Below are 24,074 nucleotides of genomic sequence, written 5' to 3'. Positions count from 1 at the left end.
ATCATTATGTATTTTCAAGAGTTTCAAAAATAAATATCGATATTTTTGCAGTAAAATTTGGCAGATAATGCAAAAACACTTACCTTTGTAGTATAAAAATTGCCGCATCGGTTAGATTGGGATACTCATCAAAAAATTTCTGAAAACCGAGAAAGCTTCATTCTCCAATGGCGGGCCACGCCTTCGGGTAGCATTATGCCGGTGGATTACAAAGGAGGTGGGCACTCAAATCTTATTATACTCGGAGTTTCATCACATCATCGGTGCGGTTCTTATAAAGGACGTCTTCGGACGTCCTTTTTTCGTATCCTCTGCCCTCCTGTCTTTTTGTCGGAAAATATGCGGTATTTCCGGCAAAAGGTAACCTTTTTATTATTTCTGTCTCCGGGCATAGTCGTCATCTAGATGCATATATTCTGCATAAACATCCATTCTGGGGTGTATATGGCAGCTTTTATCCGTTTTTTATGCAGAATTTTCTGCTGATATTTGCAGCGGATTGCCATGTCTGTTTCGGAAAATCATCAGGGTGAATCTTCAGAATCAGCACATACGCAAGTGGAAAATGACGAAATCGGACAAAAAAGCGTTCTGGAAGGAGTGTCTTTTTATCAGAGCTCTTTCTGCATAACTCTGTTATTCTGCATGTTACAGAAAACAAAAGGCTGAGATTTCATTTTTCAAGTCCACGCTCCGTTGTGAACGTAAAAAATGAAATCTCAGCGAGTGACTTAAGGCAGAAACTTACATTCTGACATTTTGTAACTTCAAGGAAAGTACCGGAGTTAACGTTTTTGAGAACGCTTTTTCCTTTGAGGTATTGGTCTGCTCTTTACATCTTCATCATAAATATTGACCCATTTTACGGACAGGTCTCTATCTGATACGTTTACCAGAACATATCCGGTTTCGCTTTTCAGATCCACAGACTTTATCTGATATTCATCGGTGCTGTGAATACCTCCTCGTTTGGGCTGAAGGAAACCACCACCGCCACCGGAAACTATCTGATGAATGGTTTTCCCGTTATGCGTTACAGTACAATGGTTATATTGATGGGTATGTCCGCAAAAGTAATAATCTATGCCATACTCCTCGAGAAGGCTCCAGAACTTGCTCCTGTTGCTGTCGTCTGCATCAAGACATACCGGATGAAATGTATTGCAACTGAACGCAGGTTCATGGCCAAACGGAACAATTATATGCTCTTTGTTTACTTTTTTAAGCGCCTTTTGCAGCCATCCTGTGTCAACAGTGTGCTCACCGTTCAGATAATTATCCATTCCAATAAATGTTATATTTCTGTAGGAATACATTAGGTTCAGATCCGGAGAAACCAGTTCTTTCCACGGCTTAAGATTATCCCCTTTTATATCGGCTTCATGATTGCCTCGTATTGCAACAATCTTTATACCAGCATCTCTTAAAGGCTTCGTCAATTCCTGCCACTGCGACAATTCCTCATACATGCCCTGGGCGGTCTGTCTTTTACCACCCTGTATCAAATCACCGACAAACAGTATAACTTCCACCTGGTTTGCAATCAATGATGGAACAATTTTTTTGATGGTATATGCCTGAGGCACGTGTGTATCTCCAACAACGGCAAAGCGCCAACCACCATCCTGTCCATACATCACAAGCACTGAAGCCAGACAGCTGATTATCATAAGAAATATCTTTTTCATATTCAAGTCATTTTATCTTTCTGACGCATCTTACAGCGTTAAACACACAAAGCATGTCTTTCTGCGGCCCGAAGAACCGAGGATATTCTGATGATGATCCTGATTTGGGGTCGCTCCTTTGAGCTCCAGCACCATGTACGTCACAGAATTCTCCGGTTCTCGGCTCTCTGCCCCAGGCCTCGCCAAAACATATATATACAGCATTTTTATAAGGATTTGGCCCATCCAGATGGGTGGTTGAACTCCAATAATATGCGTATCCATTCACTCCGTCATAGAGCTCATGCTTGCTACACTCAAACAACGGAGATATTGCCGGAGAATCAGTAACGGACGGCGACCTACCGTAATCTACAATGGATTCAAGTTCCTTGGCATTGGGCAGATACCAGTCAGAATAGCCTGCGAGTGAAAGCGTATCTGCATAAGCCAAGGCCTGTTTCCAGTCATAAAGTTTTCCATCATCCGCTTTCTGCCACATCAATCCTGTCGCATAGTCGGTAATAGTACCGTCACCATTGTCTACAAACTGGTTCTTTCCATACTCTGTATTGCCTCTCACCATACGGAAATACATCTTGTTTTCTTCTCTTCTTTTCCTTAACGGATATCCCTTTATCCTTCCGTCCACAAAGTTCACCCCGAAAACGGTTGTTTGTCCTCCCATAGTCTTGCCTTTATAGACGGTTGAAGACCATGTCTGTGCATCAATCTCACGTTCTCCCTTGCTTTTATCACCTATTGGCTGATTGAAATAATCGGTATCAATATATGGAATCATAACGCGCTCTCCCATAGATCTTCCGGTAAACTGTATGAGCGAATACAGTTCCTTTATGGTCGGCACACGCCAGTCATCATAACCGCCGGTTCTGAGCTTTTCCGCTTTTTCCTTTGCTTCCTCGAAAGTTAGTTTCTCTCCCATATCCTTCTCCCACATAAGTCCGGTAACAAGATCTGTAACTGTGCCGTTACCATTGTCCTTATACTTTGGCTGGTTCCCTTGTATACAGGCATCCTGTCCGTAGAAATCCTGTCCCGACTCCGGCATATCAATAACCTTATTGATGCTGTAACATTCATTTTGTCCTGTATCCACTATCGGATACTTCACTTGTGAATAACCCGCCTGCATAACCAGTAATATGGCAGACGCCAAAAACAATCTTCTTTTCATCTTTTTCTATACTATTCATTAATAAATCCCTGAACTTCAAACTGCACTCCATTTGATGTAGGGATTTTTTTATACAATACATGGTCATAAGCAAAAAGGATTTCACCCTTAATCTTCATTCTGGTCACTCCTTCTCTCGGCAATTCAGGTACAACCATTCCGATTTCTGGCTTTATCACTTCATAGTTCTTATCCACAGATTTATAGTACACCCCGTTTGCATACAGATAAGGGGTATCCTTATAATAGATGACAACCCTTCTGGGGATTTTGTGTCTGTGGCGATACCGTTTAACCAATACTACACGTCTTTCTCTTGCCGGAACGGCCTTTACTGTTGTACTGCAACCGGAAAACAGGAACGCAATACACATCAATAATGCAAAAACTTTCATAAAGCTACTTTAATTAGAATATTCAACAGTCTTGGATGTAAACAGAATCATACAAATCCCTTCTCCATATATTCCTGAAACTTTTCTCCATAATTTTCGCTGATGGGTATATATACCTTGTTGTCGAAAATGATTCTGTTACGCTCCACAACTGTAATCTTTTCCAGATTGACGATAAAGGAACGGTGGACACGCATGAATAGATGATCTGGTAAGGCTTCTTCCAGTTTCTTGATACTCATCAGAGAGGTTATCGGCTCGTTACCTTCAAGATATATCTTTACATACTCGCGTTTACTTTCAATATATTTTATATCCTTGAAGTTTATGCGTACAACACGGTATTCTGATTTTATAAAAAGATAATCCCTGTTCTGATGGATTTCCGGCAGGCTGCTATTCTGCTGAAAATATCTATCGTTCACCTTGTTGGCTGATTTCAGAAAGTCTGTAAAGCTAATAGGCTTCAGCAGATAGTCGGCAGCATCAAGCTGAAATCCTTCGTATGCAAACTCACTGTGTGCCGTAATAAACACAATCTTTATTTTTTGTGACAACGACTTCACGAAGTCGATTCCATTGATATCTGGCATATTGATATCAACATATATCAAATCTATGGCATTGTGCTGCAAAAAACTGCAAGCATCCAAAGCGCTTTCAAAAGCACCTTCCAAAGAAAGATACGGTACGGCCTCAATGTATTCTGACAACTGTCTGAGTGCATGAGGTTCATCGTCTATTGCTATACATCTTATCATATCGGTATGGTTAGAATTACTGTATATTCCTTTTCGGAGTTATTTATATCAAGTCTGTAAGCTGATGGAAATTCTATATCCAGGCGACGTTTGGTATTCTCCAATCCTATGCCTTTATGTGAGTCGCAATTTTTTGCGGAATGATTGCTGTTGACAATATAGCACGAAAACTGATCTGTATCTGGGAAAAGGAAATCTATGTGAATATAACTCTTCTCCTTCAGACTAACACCGTGCTTGAAGGCATTCTCTATCAATGAGGTAAATATAAGAGGAGGGATATTCTTGTCGGGTAGAAGTTCCGGAATATTGCATGATATTTCAACCTTTTCAGAAGTCTTCAGTCTCATCAGTTCCACATAGCTCCTGATGAAATCCATCTCTTTCCTTATAGGAACTCTATTTGACTGTGAATCATATAATATATGTCTCATCATTCGTGAGAGAGAAATGACAGTTTCTTTCGCGACATATGGATCATAATCTATCAGCGCATGAATATTGTTCAAAGTATTCATGAAAAAGTGCGGACTGATCTGGTTTTTCAGGAAATTCAGTTCTGTTTGAATGGCCTCTCTACTTTTAGTTTCTTCCAATCTGAGTTTCTGTTGCTGTATAAAAAAATATTTTAGCAACAGATTGAAAGCCATAATTAAAATCATGAATAGAATTTTATCTGACAAATTCCGTACTCCGGATGTGACAGGCATCTTTTGCGATCCGATACCGGAAATAACATGGAAGGCTTTATCCGGAAGTATGAGAACGTGAATTTCCCTGCAAACCGGAAAAAGCATGATCACCAAAACTATCGTGAATATCAGGCCGCATCCGTACATCAGATATCTCTTCTTCATCAGAAAGACAGGAAGCAGCAAACAGTTATGTATCATGAAAAAAAATAGGAACGGAACAAGCCTAACCCATTCCAAGATCACTCTCTCCCATCTCAGATTACCGTTCCATCCGATGATCAGGATCGGAAACAAAAAGAATACTGACCATAACAATGCGTAAATGGCAGTTTCTATAATATGTCCGTCAATTTTATCAATTAATGCTGTATTCTTCATATCCTTTTTAATTTTCCGCAAATTTATTCGTTTGTATAAAGTCCTCAAACTATACTCTACAGAAAGCAGGATTTTATCAACAGAATACCAAATAAGTTCTACTGCAACTAATGAATTCTAGAAGTTACAGACGGACAAACGCCCAATCGGGATTTTTAGGTTTTTCCAGTTATCTGAATATTACACGTTATAAGAAGCTGAGATTTCATTTTTCAAGTCCGCAACGTATAGCGGATTTGAAAAATGAAATCTCAGCGAGTGCCTTAGGGCAGAAACTTACATTCTGACATTTTGTATTTTAAGGGGGTGCAACATGTATTCTTCATCCGAACCCACACTTGGGAAAAAGAGCGGAACTACAGTCAGATTCGTGTGATTCTCAAACAGGATGCGGAGCGAATCATCTGCCGATTCCAGAACACGAAACGTGAACGCTTCTTTGTGCTCCGTGCCGGAAACCGGACGGATTTTTTGCCCGTCCAGAATGCAATAGGTGTCCAAATCGGTAGAGACATAAATGTTGGCCTGATAACGTTTTCCGGACTGAAGCGGATTCTGATATGCGGACAAATGAATCTCTTCCGGAAAAGTTTTCCCTTGGGTCAGCAAATGCCCTATTCCTGTAAAACTTATATTCGGTTTAAATGGAAAACGGACCCACTTTCCTTTTTCCCAAACCATGAGCCAGGGATACTGAGGTTCTGTCGGCGGAGCATTACGATTGATGATGGACAGATTTATTATTTTCACCGTATCGGGATAGACGGCCTTTGATGTTCGAAGCAAGTAGGCATCCGGATGAGTGATTGCGACATCTGCCTGACGGCAAAGCTTAAATCTTGACTCATATTTTTCTATTTCTCTCCGGGAAAGCGGAAAATCTATGTCCTGCGCCTTCAACTGCGGCAAGGCACAGAAAGAACAGAGCAACAAACAAAACAAATCTTTTCGCATAACCTTCATGTATTTCAATTATCCCCCGTAAATATATTGAAAATCTTTCTTCTCCTTTCGGCCGTTTCTGAAAAAGTAGCACATTTTCATTCAGGATTATTCAAAAAGGAATACGAATCATTCAATTTTATTTCCTATCTTTGCAGCGAATTATATAAAATAGAGCAAAACAAGTTATGAGAAATAAATCGGGCGCTGCCTATGCGGCTACAAAGTATATGGAGTTTTATGTAAAGGAACCGGCAACTCTGATGGATTTCCTGATGAAAGAAATGTCGGGAATCAGCCGAAACAAGGTGAAAGCCATTTTGGCCGGTCATGGTGTCAGCGTAAACCGAAAAATGACTACCTTATATAATTATGAACTCAAACCGGGCATGGTGGTGCGTGTGAGCCGTCACAAGCGCAGCACAGAGCTGAACAGCAAGTTCGTAAAAATCGTTTATGAGGACAAAGACCTCATCGTGATTGAAAAGAGCATCGGAATCCTGTCTATGGCATCGGCTGCCAACCAGTTCTGCGTGAAGACCATCCTCGACGAGTATTTCAAGAAACGTCATTTCAAATGTACCGCTCATGTGGTACACCGTCTGGACCGCGACACTTCGGGACTGATGATCTATGCTAAGAACATAGAAATCCAGCAGATTCTGGAAGAGCACTGGCATTCGATTGTGAGCGACCGCCGCTACATCGCCGTGCTTTGCGGCAAGATGGAGCAGGAAGGCGGCACCGTGACTTCCTGGCTGAAGGACAATAAGGCCTTTATCACCTACTCCAGCCCTACAGACAACGGCGGTAAGTACGCCGTGACGCATTATCACCGTCTGAAGGCCAACGATGACTTCTCATTGGTGGAGCTGAAGCTGGAGACCGGACGCAAGAACCAGATTCGTGTGCACATGAGCGATTTGGGACACCCTGTGGCCGGTGATGTGAAATATGGCAACGGACGCAACCCGATCGGACGACTGGCCCTGCATGCCTACCGCCTGAACTTTACGCATCCGCGTACCGGCGAATTTATGGACTTTGAAACTCCATTCCCAACAGCATTCATGAACTTATTCTCAGAGAAAAAATAGGACTTTTAAAACTTTTAATTATGAAATTGAATTTTTTGCATGTTTTTTCATTCCTGGCACTTTCTGCCCTGATGAGCAGCTGCGGTATGCCGGGTGTGGGTACGACAAACACAGTAACTAACAACACAAGCAACACACAGACTTCAACTGCCGGCGGTATTCTGGGAGCTGTGCTGGGTTCTATCCTGGGCCAAAACAACCAGATTTCACAGGAACAGCTGGTGGGCACCTGGAAGTACAATGGAGCTTCGTGCAAGTTTGAATCAGAAAATCTGCTGAAGCAGGCCGGTGGCGAGTTTATCGCATCATCTGTAGAAAGCAAGATTGACGACACCTTCAGCAAAATCGGTATCCAGAAGGGAGCATCAAGCATCACCTTTGCCGAGGACGGAACCTGCAACTATGCTATGGGCGACCGTGCCATTGCCGGAACTTATGAGTTTGACCAGACAACCGGCAAGCTGACCGTTACCGGAACCGTAGGACTGGTAAAGACAGAAGGTTATGTGGTGAAGAACAGCGACGGAAGCATCAGCGTTCTTTATGATGCAGACAAACTGCTGGATCTGGTGAACATGATCAGTGCCAAGACTTCAAACACCAGCATCAAGACAATCTCTTCTCTGTTGGGCTCATACGACGGAATCAAGGTCGGTATGAACCTGGCTAAATAAAAAAGAATTTTTTCAGCATTATTTCATCATTCTGCCGGCGGGCATCCTTGTGCCTGTCGGCAGAATGCGTGAACAGACTATTTGCTTTCTATGATCAAGAAATACATGCCCTGGATGTGGGCAATACTGTCTGTGGCTGGCATTGCTGTGGCGGGAGTGGCTTATGTGGACGAGCAGCAGGAGAAACTTGAGGAATACAACCGTTACCAGATAGCCCTGACTTCCTACTCCGAAGAGGAAATAAACCGCTTTACCAGCGATTTTCCCGACAGCAAGTATCAGGATATGCTGGACTTGCGGCGTACACAGATCCGGAACATACACAAGGAATGGGATTTCCTGAGAAAATTTGGAAATGTGCAAGACTACCGCGACTTTGCCAAGCGCTATCCGCAGTCACCGCTGAGCTATGAGTGCGACCGCATGATTGATTCGTTGGACTGGAACGAAGCACAGGAATTGCGTTCGCTCGATGCCTTCGTGGCTTATCTGAAACAGCATCCCAACGGCCGTTATGTCAAGGAAGCTACTGAAGAGAAAAAGAAAATAGAACGGACCGTGCTGACCGAGGGCGAACTGGCAGAGGTAAACCGTATCATGAACCGCCTGAAAGAAGCCATCGACCACGGACTCAGCAGCCACTACGACAGCCTGAAACAGAACGGTGTGGTGCTTTCGGACTCGGCTCTGATGAAATACCTGTTCGACAACTACCGTTCTATCACGAATATCACCCAGACAACAATACGCAAGAAGTATATCAACGAGGTGACACTCTACGAGGCCAGCGTGGGATTCACTTATGCCGAGCATCAGGCCGACAGCATACAGCCGGTAGACATCTCGCTGACCACCATCCTGAACAGTGATTTCAGAATAAAAAATATCGTGCTGAGACGATAAATCCTGAAAAAACGCCTGATTTTAGTGTATGGCATACACTTTTTTCCAAAAAAGCAAGGAAATCCTTATGTTTCTATGAATTTAAGTTGTAACTTTGCAAAAGCAAACAAATTGATTTTCATAAAAACGGGTTCTATGCCTTCAAGCAATTCAACATTATATCAGGTGTCTGTGTGTTGCCTGTTCTTTGGCTACAAAGACAATGAACTCAAACTGCTGGTGCAAAACGGAAACGGAGGCAAGTTTTGCTTCCCCCAGAAACCTTTGCAGCCAGAAGCAACTCTTTATGGAACAGCTTGTGCTGTAGCCGACAGCCTCTTGCAGAAAAACGATTATTACATCAAGCAGATCGGTGCGAGCGATGTGTCGGACCCGCTTCACGAGGTACCGAAACTCACGATCATGTATTACGTGCTGACACAATGCGACAACCTGCAACCGGGAATCAGCGGGACGGATTCGTTTCATTGGGTCACCCTGTCGGAAACAAACCTGAACGGCGAACAGAAAATGCAGGTGGAAACCGCACTGAAAAGAATACGGCGCAAAATCAGCATCCGCCCCATAGCATTCTATCTGCTGCCCAAACTCTTTACACTGAGCCAGCTTCAGCATCTGTATGAACTGATTCTGAACAGCCCGGTAGACAAGCGAAACTTCCGGAAACGCGTGTGCGAAATGTATTACATCCAGCAGACGGAACTCATAGATAAGACTTCCTCCAAACGGGGAGCACATCTTTATACCTTCAATCCGGAACTATACCGAAAATCAAGAATTATCTTCAAATTATAATATATAAGTATAACAATCACATCTAATATAATTTTATTTGAAATGAACGATATTAAGGTTATGAACCGCGCTGCCGACAATATCAGAATCCTGTCTGTAGCAATGGTCGAAAAAGCTAAGTCTGGTCATCCCGGTGGTGCTATGGGTGGCGCAGATTTCATCAATGTGCTCTATTCCGAATTTATGGAATATGATCCAGAAAATCCGACATGGGCTGGCCGAGACCGGTTCTATCTTGATCCGGGTCACATGTCGCCGATGCTTTACGCTGAACTGGCGCTTACCGGCAAGTTCACCATGGAGGAACTGAAACAATTACGCCAGTGGGGCTCACCTACTCCGGGACATCCTGAGGTGGACATCACCCGCGGAATTGAGAACTCTTCCGGTCCTCTGGGACAGGGACATGTCTATGCGATTGGTGCCGCTATCGCTGCCAAATTCCTGGCTGCTCGTACCGGTAACCCTGTTTTCGAAAAAGAAACTATTTATGCGTACATCTCCGACGGTGGCGTGCAGGAGGAAATCTCACAGGGCGGCGGACGTCTGGCCGGACACTTGGGTCTGGGCAACCTGGTGATGTTCTACGATGCCAACGACATCCAGCTTTCTACCGAGACTGCTGAGGTTATGTCTGAGGACACAGCCATGAAATACCGTTCTTGGGGATGGCACGTAATCGAGATTAACGGTAACGACTGCAACGAAATCCGTGCAGCCCTGAAAGAGGCTAAATCGGAGACTGAGCGCCCTACCCTGATCATCGGTCGCTGCATCATGGGTAAGGGAGCACGTCAGGCAGACAACTCTTCTTACGAACGCAGCTGCAAGACTCACGGTGCTCCGCTCGGTGGTGATGCATACAAGAACACGATCCTGAACCTGGGCGGTGACCTGGAGAATCCGTTTGTGATTTTCGATGAGGTGAAAGAGCTTTACGCAAAGCGTGCCGAAGAACTGAAAATCATCATGGCCGGCCGTTATGCCGAAGAAAAGGCATGGGCTGCAGCAAATCCGGAAAAGGCTCAGATGCAGCAGGATTGGTTCGACGGAAAGATTCCGGCAATCGACTGGGACAGCATCCAGCAGAAGCCTAACGGACCGACTCGCGCTGGTTCGGCCGTAGTTTTGGGCGTTCTGGCTGAAACAGTCAAGAATATGACTTGCTCATCTGCCGACCTGTGTAACTCTGACAAGACTGACGGCTTCCTGAAGAAGACTCAGATCTTCATGAAGGGTGACTTCAGCGGTGCATTCCTGCAGGCTGGTGTTGCCGAGCTGACTATGGCTTGTGTATGCATGGGTATGATGCTGCACGGCGGTGTCATCTCTAGCTGCGGTACTTTCTTCGTATTCTCTGACTATATGAAACCGGCCATCCGTATGGCTGCCTTGATGGAATTGCCAATCAAGTTCATCTGGACTCACGATGCGTTCCGTGTGGGTGAAGACGGACCTACTCACGAACCGGTTGAGCAGGAAGCTCAGGTTCGTTTGCTGGAGAAGATGAAGAACCACTCTGGAAAGAATTCCATGCTGGTTCTCCGTCCGGCCGATGTGGAAGAAACTACAGTTTGCTGGCGTCTGGCAATGGAGAACACTGACTCTCCTACCGGTTTGATCCTGTCTCGTCAGGATGTACCGATGTTGCCGGAAGGCAATGATTACAGCCAGGCTAAATACGGTGCTTACATCGTGAAGGGATCTGATGAGAATCCGGATGTCATTCTGGTGGCTTCAGGTTCAGAGGTGGCTACTTTGGTTGCCGGTGCCGAACTGTTGCGTAAGGACGGTCTGAAGGTACGTGTCGTAAGCTGTCCGTCAGAAGGACTGTTCCGCTCACAGAGCGCCGAATATCAGGAAAGCATTCTGCCGAACGGTGCCAAGATCTTCGGTCTGACTGCCGGTCTGCCTGTTACCTTGCAGGGACTCGTTGGCTACAACGGTAAGGTATTCGGACTGGAAAGCTTCGGTTACTCTGCTCCTTACAAGGTGCTCGACGAGAAGCTGGGCTTCACCGCAGAAAATGTGTATAACCAAGTAAAAGCAATGTTCTAATGGAAATAAAGACTATTGGCCTGGCTTCTGATCATGCCGGCTTTGAACTGAAAGAATTTGTGAAGACTTACTTGCAGGAGAAAGGTATCGAGTTCCAGGATTTCGGTACTTACAGCGAGGCAAGTTGTGATTATCCTGACTTTGCCCACCCTTTGGCAGAGGCTGTTGAAGCAGGAACCTGCTATCCGGGTATCGCGATCTGTGGCAGCGGCGAAGGTATCAGCATGACTCTGAACAAGCATCAGGGTATCCGTGCCGGTTTGTGCTGGAAAGAGGAAATCGCAAAGCTCTGCCGCCAGCACAATAATGCCAACGTACTGGTAATGCCGGGAAGATTTGTCAGCCATGAGGAAGCACGCCAGATTATGGATGCTTTCCTGAATACGGAGTTTGAGGGCGGACGTCATCAGGCTCGTATCGACAAGATTCCGGTAAAGAAGTAAACAGGTCTTTTTCCTTTTAGGAATTTACTAAGGAATATAAACCGGTGAATCATCCGGTGAGAGAAAGGAGTTCGGCTTCATGTCGGACTCCTTTCTGTTTCTGACAAGGATTCCTTGTGTCATCTTTTGGAAAAATAACTCTACATGCTGCTTTCTTGACTTCTTTTCTAAGTTTATCTGCTTGGAGTATGCTGCTTTTTTACTACCTTTATCGCAAACACTAAATTGGGATTTTATGAAAAAGAGTTTTTTCTATTCCGCAGCAGTGATGGCTTTGCTGATGACGGCAACCGCCTGTGAGCGTCAAGAGAATAAAGGAACGGAAACGGCTACCCAGTCCGATACCGTCAGCATCAATATGGTCTATGCGGACTCTGTAGATCACAATCACCTGAATTGTTCCATGACCGGAAGCCTTCTAGCTACAGACAACAAGCAGCTGAAGCGCATAACCAATGAATGGATCAACGAACGGCTGGGAGGCATCTACACCATAAAGGATGCACAGAATACGGATTCCATTCTGAACTTTTATCAGAAAAGTTGGGCGGATTCCTCCATTCAGACCATTAAGGAGTTTGCTTCCATGGGGGCTCCGATTGAGTGTGTCTGGGAGAATACGTTCTCTGTATTGGCGGATAACGGCAAGTTTGTGTCTCTTTCCATTAACTCTTACCGCTTTGAAGGCGGAGCACACGGCTCGTCTGTAATCAGCCAGCAGACTTTCAGAAAAGAAGACGGAAGAGAATTTGGCTGGAACAATATGTTTAGCGAGGAAAACAAATATGCGTTGAGAGACCTGCTTAAAAAGGGAGTCATGCAATATTTCGAGATTGACCGAGAAGAGGACTTGAAAAACTTCCTGCTGAATCCGGACGATGCTTTCCTGCTTCCGTTGCCGGAAACTCCTCCAGTAATGTTGAAAGATGGCATACGATTTGTATATCAACAGTATGAAATTGCTCCTTATGCCAGCGGAATGCCTACTTTTACGCTTCCTTATAGTGAAGTGAAACCGTTGCTTACAACGTCGGCCAAGGAACTGTTAGACGAAAAATAATTTTTGAACAAAAAACATTCAATGAAGAAACTGCATGCACATGAGGTTCTGAATATGATGGGTACAAAGACCTATACGGAGGAACTTCTGAAAAAAGAGATTTTAGAGAATTTTGGTGAGGATACCTTGTTTTATACTTGCTCGGCAGAAGACATGAATGCCGATGAGCTGATTGCCTTCTTAAAGCAGAAGGGCAAATTCAAACCTCAAGAAGAGGGATTTGCTTTTGATGAAACAAAGCGGTGTAATCATCATTGATTCATAAAAAAGGACGCATTCCTGAATCCTGTATAGGAGTTTTGGAATGCGTCCTTTTCTTATAATAACCTTATTTTGTCTGGTGATTGATGCAGATTCCCTGCAAATACCAATCATAGAGTTTGCTGACTCCTTCATCAATTTCAATGGTGTGATGCCATCCTAACTGATGCAGCTTGCTTACATCGGTAAGCTTGCGCAAGGTTCCGTCCGGTTTCGAACTGTCCCAATGCAGTTGTCCCTGATAACCCACTGTGCGAACAATCAGTTCTGCAACTTCGCGGATAGAGATTTCCTTTCCTGTTCCCACATTGATATGACAATTGCGGATGTTCTTTTCCGAGGGATCGTAAGTGTCCTTGAAATCGACATGAAGTAGCACGTGCACACTGGCATCGGCCATCTCTTCACTCCACAGGAACTCGCGCATCGGCTTGCCGGTACCCCACAGACGGACTTCTGTAGGCGTAATGCCATACTTATCCAGAATCTGGAGAATATCTTCCTGAGTTGCTTCGCCGGAAACTCCTTCAACCGGACGCAGGTTCAAATCCTTACGGACAGCATCCCAGTCCTGAGTATGCAGGCATTTGGCCAGATGAATCTTACGGATCATGGCCGGCAGCACGTGGCTGTTCTCCAAATGGAAATTGTCGTTCGGACCATACAGATTGGTCGGCATGACAGCGATATAGTTGGTTCCGTATTGAAGATTGAAGCTTTCGCACATCTTCAGACCGGCAATCTTGGCTATGGCATAAGGCTCGTTGGTATATTCCAACGGTGAAGTCAGGAGCACATCTTCAGTCATCGGCTGCGGAGCATTGCCGGGGTAGATACAGGTGCTGCCCAGGAAAAGCAGTTTCTTGACCTGATGACGGAAACTTTCTCCAATAACATTCTGCTGAATCTGAAGATTATTGTAAATGAAGTCGGCACGATACAGGCTGTTGGCCATGATGCCACCTACATGAGCTGCTGCCAGAACTACATATTCAGGCTGCTCCTCGTCAAAAAACTGTTTGACGGCCACTGGGTCCATCAGGTCGAGTTCCTGATGCGTGCGTCCTACAAGATTGGTATAACCTCTTTGCTTCAGATTATTCCAGATAGCCGAACCTACCAGACCATGATGACCGGCTACGTAGATTTTTGCATTCAAGTCTATCATAATTCCCTGCTTCTTAATCCATCTTATCCTGCAAATGCAGTTTGCGGACATACTTCATGTCGGATTCTACCATAATGCGTACCAAGTCCTCGAAAGTGGTCTTTCTCGGATTCCAGCCCAATACGGTCTTGGCCTTTGTCGGATCTCCCAAGAGTTCCTCAACCTCACAAGGACGGAAATATTTCGGATCAACCTCTACAAGAACACGCCCGGTTGCTACGTCAATACCCTTCTCATGGACACCTTCTCCCTCCCAACGGAGTTCAATGCCACATGCCTTGAAGGCCAACTCGGTAAATTCACGTACGGAATGGTATTCACCGGTAGCAATTACGAAATCATCCGGTTCGTCCTGCTGAAGCATCAGCCACATGCACTCTACATAATCCTTGGCATATCCCCAGTCGCGCATGGCATTCAGATTTCCCAAATACAGTTTGTCCTGATAACCCTGCACAATGCGTGTTGCCGCCAGAGTAATCTTACGGGTCACAAAATTCTCGCCGCGACGCTCGCTTTCGTGATTGAACAGAATACCGTTGCAGCAATACATTCCGTAGCTTTCACGATAGTTCTTTACAATCCAGAAACCATATTGCTTGGCCACAGCATACGGTGAACGAGGATAGAAAGGTGTGGTTTCCTTTTGTGGCTTCTCCTGTACCTTACCAAAGAGCTCTGAGGTAGATGCCTGATAGATGCGGCATTTCTTTTCCATGCCCAGAATACGTACTGCTTCGAGCAGACGCAAAACTCCAATCGCATCGGTTTCTGCGGTAAATTCCGGAACATCAAAGCTCACCTTTACATGGCTCTGTGCTGCCAGGTTATAGATTTCCGTAGGCTGGCACTGACGGATGATACGCACCAGAGAACTGGTATCGGTCACATCACCCCAATGCAGTTCAATCAGTCGCGCCTTTTTCATGTCGCGTACCCACTCGTCCAGATACAAATGCTCGATGCGCTCTGTGTTGAACGAAGAGGAGCGGCGCAAAACTCCGTGTACCTCATATCCCTTTGACAGCAGGAATTCGGCCAGATAAGAACCGTCCTGTCCGGTAATACCGGTTATTAAAGCTACTTTCTTTTCCATGATTATTTTATATTTTATTCACTGAATTGCTTGATTCTCTGTTCTTCAGAAAGTTTGCAAATCAGCAGTGTATCGTCTTTTTCTGCAACAATGTATCCGTCCAGTCCCTGCACAACCACTTTCTTTTCCTGAGTGGTGTGAATCATACAATTGTGGGTATCGTAAACCTTGATATTGTTGCCGATGCAGGCATTTCCATAAGCATCGTGAGCCACATGTTCCTGAAGAGATCCCCAGGTACCCAGATCACTCCAACCAAAGTTGGCCGGGAACACAAAGATTTCTTCCACCTTTTCCATAATGGCATAGTCCACAGAGATATTTTCGCACAGAGGGAATTTCTCGTCTATGACTTCCTGCTCCTTCGGAGTGCCATAATAAGGAAGCATGCTCTCGAAAATCTCTGAAATGGCCGGCTGGTAAACGCGGAATGCATTGACAATAGTGCTTACATTCCAGATAAAGATTCCGGCATTCCAGAAGTAGTTGTTTTTCTGAATATATTTCTCGGCTGTCTTCAAATCCGGTTTCTCGCGGAAAGAATCCACACGGAACACTTCTTTATTACGGACAGAAGAAGCAGAAAGATCGGCCTGAATATAACCATATCCTGTTTCCGGACGGTTAGGCTTCATACCCAGGGTAATGATGGCATCCGACTCGCCGACAAATCCCAGACAAGACTGAATCACTCTCTGAAACTCAGTGGGGTTCATCACAATGTGATCGCTTGGAGATACCACAATATTGGCATGAGGGCATTTCGACTTGATGCGCCAGCTGACATACGCAATGCACGGAGCCGTATTGCGGCGGCAAGGTTCCTTCAGAATATTCTCTTCCGGAATCTCGGGCAACTGCTCCCGTACAAGATCTACATAGCTGGCAGAGGTAACTACCCAAATGTTTTCTGCATTGCAGATTCCCTTGAAACGGTCAACGGTCAACTGCAGCAGTGTGCGACCACAACCCAATACGTCAATAAACTGTTTGGGTTTCTCCGGTGTACTCATCGGCCAGAAGCGACTACCGATTCCTCCGGCCATAATTACTAAATGATTATTCTGATCAGCCATATTTTCTCAATTTTACGTTGGTTATAATCCACAAATTTAATGTATTTATTTAAAATAAAAACCGTTTAGCCTATAAAAATATATTTATAGACAAAAGTTATTCGGAAAAAGCTTGTCTGACAGGAAGAAAACAGGAAAATCACCGCGCGCTTGTGTTGTGGATGTCTGACAGAGGAATTCCTTTCATTCCTCACAGAAATGGCTCTATTTTTTGCAAAAACAGCTGTTTTTGATTACTTTTGTCCTATCGAAATGTATTTCTTATATAAATCTTTTTACCAATGTACAAATATCTTACGGCTTTTTTGACTGCCACGATGGCAGCTTCTGTTCCGGTCTGCGCAGAAAAAAACTCGCAGCCGAACATCATCATGTTTCTGGTAGATGATATGGGATGGCAGGACACTTCTGTTCCTTTTTACAATAATGAGAAGACAAACCTGAACAACCGTTTCCACACTCCCAACATGGAGCGTCTGGCACAGATGGGAGTACGCTTTACCGAAGCTTACGCCTGTGCCATCTCATCGCCCACCCGTTGCAGTCTGATGTCGGGAATGAACGCTTCGCGTCATCGGGTTACGAACTGGACCCTGGAACTGAATCAGAAAACAGATGAAACGAGCAATGTGATTGATCTTCCGGAATGGAACTTCAACGGAATCCAGCCGGACAGTTGTGCCGGCAAGATCAATAATTCTACCGCCATTACAGCACTTCCTCAGGTATTGAAGAACAACGGATACCGCACAATTCATTGCGGAAAGGCTCATTTCGGAGCCCGAACTACTCCGGGCGCCAACCCTCACAACATGGGCTTTGACGTAAACATTGCCGGCGACGCCAACGGTGCTCCGGGAAGTTATCTGGGAACCCGTAATTTCGGTGAAGGTTCCCGCTTTGCCGTACACGGTCTGGAAAAATATTACGGACAGGACATTTTCCTGACAGAAGCACTTACTCTGGAAGCAATTGCAGAAATGCAGAAAACCATTAAAATGGATCGCCCGTTCTATTTATATATGTCTCACTACGCAGTACATAGTCCGTATGATGAGGACAAACGCTTCTCAGGAAATTACCGGGGCAAATATGATGAGCAGCTTAAGGCTCCGATAAATGAAAACGAAGCCCGCTACGCTGCTCTTGTAGAAGGTATGGACAAGAGTCTGGGAGATATTCTGGATTTTCTGGAAAGCCAGCCGGAAGTTGCCCAAAACACCATTATTCTCTTTATGTCCGACAATGGAGGTCAGGGCCTGAACAATGTGCGTCAAGGCAAGGAAAACCGTGATCAGAATTATCCGGCCCGTGCCGGAAAGGGTTCTGCCTTTATGGGGGGCGTGCGCGAACCGATGATGGTATACTGGCCGGGAGTGACCAAAGGAAACACCATCAACAATCAGAGAGTGCTCATTGAAGATTTCTATCCGACCATTCTGGAAATGGCAGGCATCAAGAAATACAAGACTTATCAGACGATTGACGGTGTGAGCTTTGTCAAGGCACTCAAAGCCGGCAAATCCAAACGCGACCGTTCTTTGGTTTGGCATTTCCCGAACCTTTGGGGAGAAACTCAAAATAAGGAAGAGGGTTATGGCGCATACTCTGCCATCCTGAAGGGGGACTATCATTTGATTTATACCTGGGAGACTCAGACATGCCGATTATATAATGTGAAGGAAGATATCGGCGAACAGAATGATCTGGCAGCAGAGCATCCGGAAATCGTGAAGAAACTGTCAAAAGAACTTTCTGATTATCTGCGCGAACGCGACGCTCAAAGACCGTCGATGAAGAAAACCGGAGAGCTGATTCCTTATCCGGATGAACTTTAATTCTTTCTGATTATTCCCTGATTTGCATAAAAAGGTTTTATCGGACTCAGAGATGAGCTGATAAAACCTTTTTCCTGTTTTTCTCCGTATCCAATGACTCCGGCTTGACAGCAATACCGGTTTTCTATCGCGATTATCCTTTTCAGATATTGGTCGGTTCAGTATTTTATACTATTTTTGTGTCATGGAAAACTAGCAAACAGAAAGATGAATAGCATAAATCATGTATTGAATCTGCGTTGTGATGCCATTCCGGAAGTGCGTATGGCCTTTATCGGCATGGGCAACCGTGGACTGGCTACATTGAAGCGTTACATGATACAGAATGGAGTCAAGATTACTGCAATCTGCGATCTGAATCCGGATAACATCAGCAAAGCACACGAAGTAATCAGTAATTCTGTACACAGCAACTGCAAAATGTTTACCGGAGATGAGGACTGGCGTAAGGTCTGTCGCATCCCGGATATAGATCTGATTTATATCTGCACCGATTGGAATACGCATGCTTCCATGGCCATAGAGGCTATGGAACAGGGAAAGCATGTGGCCGTGGAAGTGCCGCTGGCCATGACGGTGGAGGACTGCTGGAATATTGTGGAAACAGCAGAACAGACACAACGGCATTGCTTTATGCTGGAGAACTGTTGCTACGACCCTTTCGCCCTGATGACACTCCGCATGGCTCAAAGCGGCATGCTGGGAGACATTACTCATTGCGAGGGAGCTTATATTCATGATTTACGTGAACGCTACCATGCGGATACCGCCAACGGAGGATATTTCAATGGATGGATGGCAGAATATTGCCAGGGCTTTCAGGGAAATCCCTACCCGACTCACGGTTTGGGCCCAATTGCCCAACTGCTGAATATCCATCGCGGAGACCGTCTGAAGTATCTGGTTTCCATGCCGGGCAAAACGGAAAAAGGAAGCCCGATGATTAACAATACGCTGATCCGTACGGAAAAGGGAGTTTCTATTTTGTTGCAGTACGATGTGTTCACACCACGCCCGTACAGCCGTTTGCAGACCACATGTGGAACCAAAGGCTTTACACAGAAATATCCAGTGCCCTGTGTCTGTCTGGACGAAATGCCGGAAGAAAAGAATGCAGACTTTTTCTTGAAAAAGTATCAGCATCCTCTGTCGGCAACATTGGGCGAAGAAGGTAAGGCTGCCGGAGCAACCAATGAAATGAACTATATTATGGACCGACGCCTGATCTATTGTCTGCGGAACGGATTGCCTCTGGATATGGATGTGTATGATGCAGCCGAATGGTCTTGCATCACGCAATTAAGTGCCCAGTCGGCAGCCTTGGGCGGACAACCGATAGAGATCCCGGATTTCACCCGCGGACGCTGGCAACTGATTCCCGGATTCCAGTTTCATAAATAATATTCTTTCTGTCTGACTTACCATTCATGAAATACGTACACGTAATGACCATTGCCGGATCCGACTGTAGTGGCGGCGCCGGTATTCAGGCCGACATCAAGACGATATCGGCTCTGGGGGGCTATGCATCTTCGGTAATTACAGCCGTAACCGTGCAGAATACTTGTGGCGTATCGGCCGTACATCCTGTCCCGGCCGATATTGTAGGCCAACAGATCAGTACTGTCAGAACCGATGCACAACCTGATGCCGTTAAAATAGGAATGGTAACCGATGCCGCGATTATTCAGGCCATCTGTCGGGAACTGGAACCGATAAAACAAACACCCATTGTTTTTGATCCGGTACTGGTGTCGAGCTCCGGATATCCTCTGGCTAGTCCCGAAGCATTGCAGCAAATCACGCAAGAACTGATTCCCTTGTGTTATTTGCTCACTCCCAACTTGCCCGAAGCCCAAATATTGAGCGGTGTCTCCATCACCGATGAAAGCTCGTTACAGAAAGCTGCCGAAAAGCTCCTCCGGATGGGTTGTCAGAATGTATTGATCAAAGGAGGCCATCGCACTGACGGTGAAATGAAAGATATACTTTTTTCTGAGAACACCTCTTTGTCTTCCATCAGTTTTTCCGAGAAACAGATCATAACAGCCAATACACACGGCACAGGATGCACTCTTTCTTCTGCTATTGCCACTTATATTGCACAGGGCTTTCCTTTGTCTGAGGCAATTCAATACGGTAAGGCTTTCTTGACAGAAGCATTAAAAGCGGGCGCTGACATCCAGTTTGGCCACGGACATGGACCGCTGAACCACTTCTTTAATCCCCACAAGGCCATTATAAAATAGCCTTGCTCTTTTCCCGGTTCCAATACTTTCTTTTTGAGTATTTGAAGATATCACTTTTGTATGCTTATCTTTTTAATAATACATCTTCAGCCAGATGCTATTCAGACCATAAAACTCCAATAACCTGACTACATTTTTCTAAATCTCACTTTTTATTAGTAACTTTGCCCGCAGGAATATTAATCAAAAACATATCACACAATGAAAGCATTTGTTTTTCCCGGACAGGGAGCCCAATTTGTGGGAATGGGCAAAGACTTGTATGAGAACAACCCACTGGCCAAAGAACTTTTTGAAAAAGCAAACGAGATATTAGGCTTCCGCATCACTGACATCATGTTCAGCGGAACCGACGAAGAACTGAAACAGACAAAAGTAACACAGCCTGCTGTATTTTTGCATTCAGTAATCTCTGCTCTTTGCATGGGCGAGGCTTTCGCACCGGATATGGTTGCCGGACATTCATTAGGTGAGCTTTCTGCTCTGGTTGCAGCTGGAGCGTTGAGCTTTGAAGATGGTTTGAAGTTGGTTTATGCCCGTGCTCAGGCCATGCAGAAAGCTTGTGAGATGGCTCCTTCAACCATGGCTGCCATTGTTGGTTTGGACGATGCTACTATCGAACAGGTATGCAGTGAAGTAAGTTCTGAAGGAAACATTGTAGTTCCGGCTAACTATAATTGCCCGGGACAGCTGGTAATCAGTGGAAACATTGACGCAGTTAATGCGGCATGTGCCAAACTGAAGGAAGCTGGTGCCAAACGTGCTTTGGTTCTGGCCGTAGGCGGTGCGTTCCACTCTCCTCTGATGCAGCCGGCCAAAGAAGAACTGCAGGCTGCTATCGAGGCAATAAGTTTCAGCAAACCTAAATGCGCCGTTTATCAGAATGTAGATGCTCAGGCACACGTAGAACCGGAAGAAATCAAGGCTAACCTGATTGCCCAGCTTACAGCTTCTGTAAAATGGACTCAGGAGGTGCAGAATATGATTGCAGCCGGTGCCAATGACTTCACCGAGTGTGGTCCGGGAAAGGCTTTGCAAGGAATGATCGGCAAAATTGCGAAAGGTCAGGACGTTTCTGTTCACGGAATCTTATAATCAAAATCAATACGGGCATCTTTCGTAATTAAAGCGGAAGATGCCTTTTTCGTTTATTCTAAATAAAATACTATGAGCCAGAAGATAATTATATATCAGGTCTTTACCCGACTTTTTGGAAACAAGACAACAACACTCCAGAATAATGGAAGCATAAAAGAAAACGGATGTGGCAAGATGGCTGATTTTACGGCAAAAGCACTGGATGAAATCAAACATCTGGGAGCAACACACATTTGGTACACGGGAATTATCGAACATGCCACGCAAACCGATTACAGCGCTTACGGCATTCAGAAGGATCATCCGGCAGTTGTTAAAGGTAAGGCCGGTTCGCCTTATGCTATCAAGGATTACTACGATGTAGATCCTGATCTGGCCGTGAAAGTGGAACACCGTATGAAGGAATTCGAGAATCTCGTCAACCGTACCCACAAGGCTGGTTTGAAGATGATTATCGATTTTGTACCCAATCATGTGGCACGACAGTATCATTCCGACCAGAAGCCCGAAGGAGTTGAAGACTTGGGAGCACGTGACAATAAGGGCAAGGGCTTCGATCCGCAAAATAATTTCTATTATATCCCTGGTGAACCGTTACATCTGGATAATCTCAATGTATCTCCGAAAGACTATCAGGAAAGTCCGGCCAAAGCTACTGGAAATGATGTCTTCTCTGCATGGCCGGGACAGAACGACTGGTATGAAACCATCAAGCTGAACTATGGTGTAGATTACTGTAACGGGCACACCTGCTGCTTCGATCCAATTCCCGACACCTGGAAAAAGATGCTGGATATTCTTTGCTTCTGGGCAGCCAAAGGCATTGATGGTTTCCGTTGTGACATGGCCGAAATGGTTCCGGTAGAGTTCTGGGGATGGGCTATTCCTCAGGTTAAGGCACTGCATCCTTCCATTATTTTCATTGCAGAAGTCTACAATCCGGCAGAATACCGTAACTATATCTTCCAAGGACATTTTGACTATTTATATGATAAGGTAGGCCTGTATGACACGTTACGTGCCGTAAGTAGCGGATTCACCTCAGCCGGCAACATCACTTCCTGCTGGCAACAGGTTGATGATATTCAGAATCACATGCTGAATTTTCTCGAAAATCACGACGAGCAGCGCATTGCTTCTGATTTCTTTGCCGGTGATGCACGAAAAGGAAAAGCTCCTTTGATGGTCTCTGCCTGCATGCGCAACAATCCGATGATGATTTATTTCGGACAGGAATTCGGCGAGAAGGGAATGGATCAGGAAGGATTCAGCGGACGTGACGGACGTACTACGATCTTCGATTACTGGAGTGTGGATACGATTAGACGCTGGAGAAAGGGAAGCATGTCCCTGAAATACATGTCTGCCGATGAAAAGGAACTGTACACATTCTATCAGAATGTACTGACACTCTGCAATAAGGAAAAGGCCTTGTGTGAAGGCGATTTCTATGATTTGATGTATGTTCAGGCTCCGCATCATTTCGATGTATACAACTGCTTTACATTCCTTCGCAGATATAAAAACAACCTTTTGCTTGTAGTTGCCAACTTCAGTGGTTCTGCACAGGAACTTAAAGTCAACATTCCTGCCCATGTCTTTGAATTCTACAAATTAACACCGGTAGAGAAATGTGCAACAAAAGATCTGATTTCAGGAGAAAAGTCCGAAGTAGACCTCCTGCCAGATTCATTCGTTCCTGTTCAGGTTCCAGCTTATGGAGGCTGTATTTTGAAATTCGTTCTATAACAATCGGAAAACGATTAATATTTCAAGCTGTATTCAATCGCTTCAAAGAGTGGTTATTTCTTTCAAGCTGGTTGAATACAGTTTTTTTATACACGCAAACGCCACAAACTGTATTTTCATTTGTCTCTGAGTGAAACATCTATAAAGATCATAACTTTCTTCTTACGTTTCACTAATGCACAACCATAGTCTTATATCTATTGCAAAACTTGACTAAAAGTTCAGTTTTCTGAAGAAATAAAGCTTTCCTTCGAATTTTGAGAATTCTGAAAGAACTAAAGAAAATCGCATCACAATTCGATGCAGAGGTATATACTCTTCTCTACTAAAAAGACTTGAAGACTTGGGAGTATGAAATAATGCTTCTCGATAGCGACTCATTATATAGGATAGATACAAAAAAGAATCCCTCCGGAGATTGCTCTCTGAAGGGATTCATCATTTAAAAGTGGCGGCTACCTACTCTCCCACGG

Annotated in this window: 22 protein-coding genes; 13 read left to right on the top strand and 9 right to left on the bottom strand. The window is 44.9% G+C overall.

Annotation, left to right across the window (positions count from 1 at the left end):
- Window positions 1–785: 785 nt before the first annotated feature.
- From DXA74_RS10860 to DXA74_RS10835, 6 genes are all read right to left on the bottom strand, one after another.
- Window positions 786–1,688, bottom strand: coding sequence for a metallophosphoesterase (locus DXA74_RS10860; protein WP_147401092.1), 903 nt, complete (start codon window positions 1,686–1,688; stop codon window positions 786–788).
- 7 nt (window positions 1,689–1,695) lie between these two features.
- Complete coding sequence (locus DXA74_RS10855; RefSeq protein ID WP_118527498.1) at window positions 1,696–2,865, bottom strand: DUF1566 domain-containing protein; 1,170 nt, start codon at window positions 2,863–2,865, stop codon at window positions 1,696–1,698.
- An 11-nt stretch (window positions 2,866–2,876) separates the two neighbouring features.
- Entirely contained in the window at window positions 2,877–3,260 is a 384-nt protein-coding gene (locus DXA74_RS10850) for a DUF6515 family protein (protein WP_118527496.1), read from the bottom strand.
- A 47-nt stretch (window positions 3,261–3,307) separates the two neighbouring features.
- Entirely contained in the window at window positions 3,308–4,021 is a 714-nt protein-coding gene (locus DXA74_RS10845) for a LytTR family DNA-binding domain-containing protein (protein WP_118527494.1), read from the bottom strand.
- A complete protein-coding gene (locus DXA74_RS10840) occupies window positions 4,018–5,094 on the bottom strand; it encodes a sensor histidine kinase (RefSeq protein WP_147401091.1) in 1,077 nt (358 codons plus the stop codon). The genes DXA74_RS10845 and DXA74_RS10840 overlap by 4 nt, the downstream gene beginning before the upstream one ends.
- A 276-nt stretch (window positions 5,095–5,370) precedes the next feature.
- Entirely contained in the window at window positions 5,371–6,048 is a 678-nt protein-coding gene (locus DXA74_RS10835) for a hypothetical protein (RefSeq protein WP_147401090.1), read from the bottom strand.
- 176 nt (window positions 6,049–6,224) lie between these two features.
- Between DXA74_RS10835 and DXA74_RS10830 the strand changes: the two genes are divergently transcribed.
- From DXA74_RS10830 to DXA74_RS10795, 8 genes are all read left to right on the top strand, one after another.
- Complete coding sequence (locus DXA74_RS10830; protein WP_118527488.1) at window positions 6,225–7,133, top strand: RluA family pseudouridine synthase; 909 nt, start codon at window positions 6,225–6,227, stop codon at window positions 7,131–7,133.
- Window positions 7,134–7,153: 20 nt separating this feature from the next.
- Window positions 7,154–7,807 (top strand): DUF4923 family protein, encoded by a 654-nt coding sequence (locus DXA74_RS10825; protein ID WP_118527487.1) that lies wholly within the window; start codon window positions 7,154–7,156, stop codon window positions 7,805–7,807.
- Window positions 7,808–7,897: 90 nt separating this feature from the next.
- On the top strand, window positions 7,898–8,710 hold the full coding sequence (locus DXA74_RS10820; RefSeq protein WP_118527485.1) for a hypothetical protein: 813 nt from the start codon (window positions 7,898–7,900) through the stop codon (window positions 8,708–8,710).
- Window positions 8,711–8,845: 135 nt separating this feature from the next.
- Entirely contained in the window at window positions 8,846–9,505 is a 660-nt protein-coding gene (locus tag DXA74_RS10815; protein WP_118527483.1) for a hypothetical protein, read from the top strand.
- Window positions 9,506–9,547: 42 nt separating this feature from the next.
- On the top strand, window positions 9,548–11,563 hold the full coding sequence (locus DXA74_RS10810; RefSeq protein WP_118527481.1) for a transketolase: 2,016 nt from the start codon (window positions 9,548–9,550) through the stop codon (window positions 11,561–11,563).
- 5 nt (window positions 11,564–11,568) lie between these two features.
- A complete protein-coding gene (gene rpiB, locus DXA74_RS10805) occupies window positions 11,569–12,006 on the top strand; it encodes a ribose 5-phosphate isomerase B (protein WP_118527550.1) in 438 nt (145 codons plus the stop codon).
- Window positions 12,007–12,241: 235 nt separating this feature from the next.
- Entirely contained in the window at window positions 12,242–13,066 is an 825-nt protein-coding gene (locus tag DXA74_RS10800; protein ID WP_158576059.1) for a DUF3298 and DUF4163 domain-containing protein, read from the top strand.
- Window positions 13,067–13,087: 21 nt separating this feature from the next.
- Window positions 13,088–13,324 (top strand): YecH family metal-binding protein, encoded by a 237-nt coding sequence (locus DXA74_RS10795; protein ID WP_118527477.1) that lies wholly within the window; start codon window positions 13,088–13,090, stop codon window positions 13,322–13,324.
- A gap of 70 nt (window positions 13,325–13,394) precedes the next feature.
- On the opposite strand, the gene DXA74_RS10790 is transcribed toward DXA74_RS10795, so the two are convergent.
- From DXA74_RS10790 to DXA74_RS10780, 3 genes are read right to left on the bottom strand one after another with little or no spacing between them, the layout of a single operon-like run.
- On the bottom strand, window positions 13,395–14,495 hold the full coding sequence (locus tag DXA74_RS10790; protein ID WP_118527475.1) for a GDP-L-fucose synthase: 1,101 nt from the start codon (window positions 14,493–14,495) through the stop codon (window positions 13,395–13,397).
- Between the two features lie 13 nt (window positions 14,496–14,508).
- Window positions 14,509–15,591, bottom strand: a complete 1,083-nt coding sequence (gene gmd / locus DXA74_RS10785; protein WP_118527473.1) for a GDP-mannose 4,6-dehydratase — start codon at window positions 15,589–15,591, stop codon at window positions 14,509–14,511.
- A gap of 14 nt (window positions 15,592–15,605) precedes the next feature.
- Entirely contained in the window at window positions 15,606–16,667 is a 1,062-nt protein-coding gene (locus tag DXA74_RS10780) for a mannose-1-phosphate guanylyltransferase (protein ID WP_118527471.1), read from the bottom strand.
- A gap of 281 nt (window positions 16,668–16,948) precedes the next feature.
- Between DXA74_RS10780 and DXA74_RS10775 the strand changes: the two genes are divergently transcribed.
- The 5 genes from DXA74_RS10775 (at window position 16,949) to DXA74_RS10755 (ending at window position 23,601) form a co-directional block, all read left to right on the top strand.
- Entirely contained in the window at window positions 16,949–18,505 is a 1,557-nt protein-coding gene (locus tag DXA74_RS10775; protein WP_233550517.1) for a sulfatase, read from the top strand.
- 207 nt (window positions 18,506–18,712) lie between these two features.
- Window positions 18,713–19,906 (top strand): Gfo/Idh/MocA family protein, encoded by a 1,194-nt coding sequence (locus DXA74_RS10770; RefSeq protein WP_118527469.1) that lies wholly within the window; start codon window positions 18,713–18,715, stop codon window positions 19,904–19,906.
- Between the two features lie 26 nt (window positions 19,907–19,932).
- Window positions 19,933–20,754, top strand: a complete 822-nt coding sequence (gene thiD / locus DXA74_RS10765; protein WP_118527467.1) for a bifunctional hydroxymethylpyrimidine kinase/phosphomethylpyrimidine kinase — start codon at window positions 19,933–19,935, stop codon at window positions 20,752–20,754.
- A 201-nt stretch (window positions 20,755–20,955) separates the two neighbouring features.
- Window positions 20,956–21,849, top strand: a complete 894-nt coding sequence (fabD, locus tag DXA74_RS10760; protein WP_118527465.1) for an ACP S-malonyltransferase — start codon at window positions 20,956–20,958, stop codon at window positions 21,847–21,849.
- 72 nt (window positions 21,850–21,921) lie between these two features.
- Entirely contained in the window at window positions 21,922–23,601 is a 1,680-nt protein-coding gene (locus DXA74_RS10755) for an alpha-amylase family glycosyl hydrolase (RefSeq protein WP_118527463.1), read from the top strand.
- The last annotated feature ends 473 nt before the right edge of the window (window positions 23,602–24,074 follow it).

The sequence above is a fragment of the Bacteroides sp. OF04-15BH genome (genome assembly GCF_003477995.1).
GTDB lineage: Bacteria > Bacteroidota > Bacteroidia > Bacteroidales > Bacteroidaceae > Paraprevotella.
The sequence above is the reverse complement of the archived record's forward strand: the minus strand, read 5'-3'. Positions and strand labels throughout refer to the sequence as shown.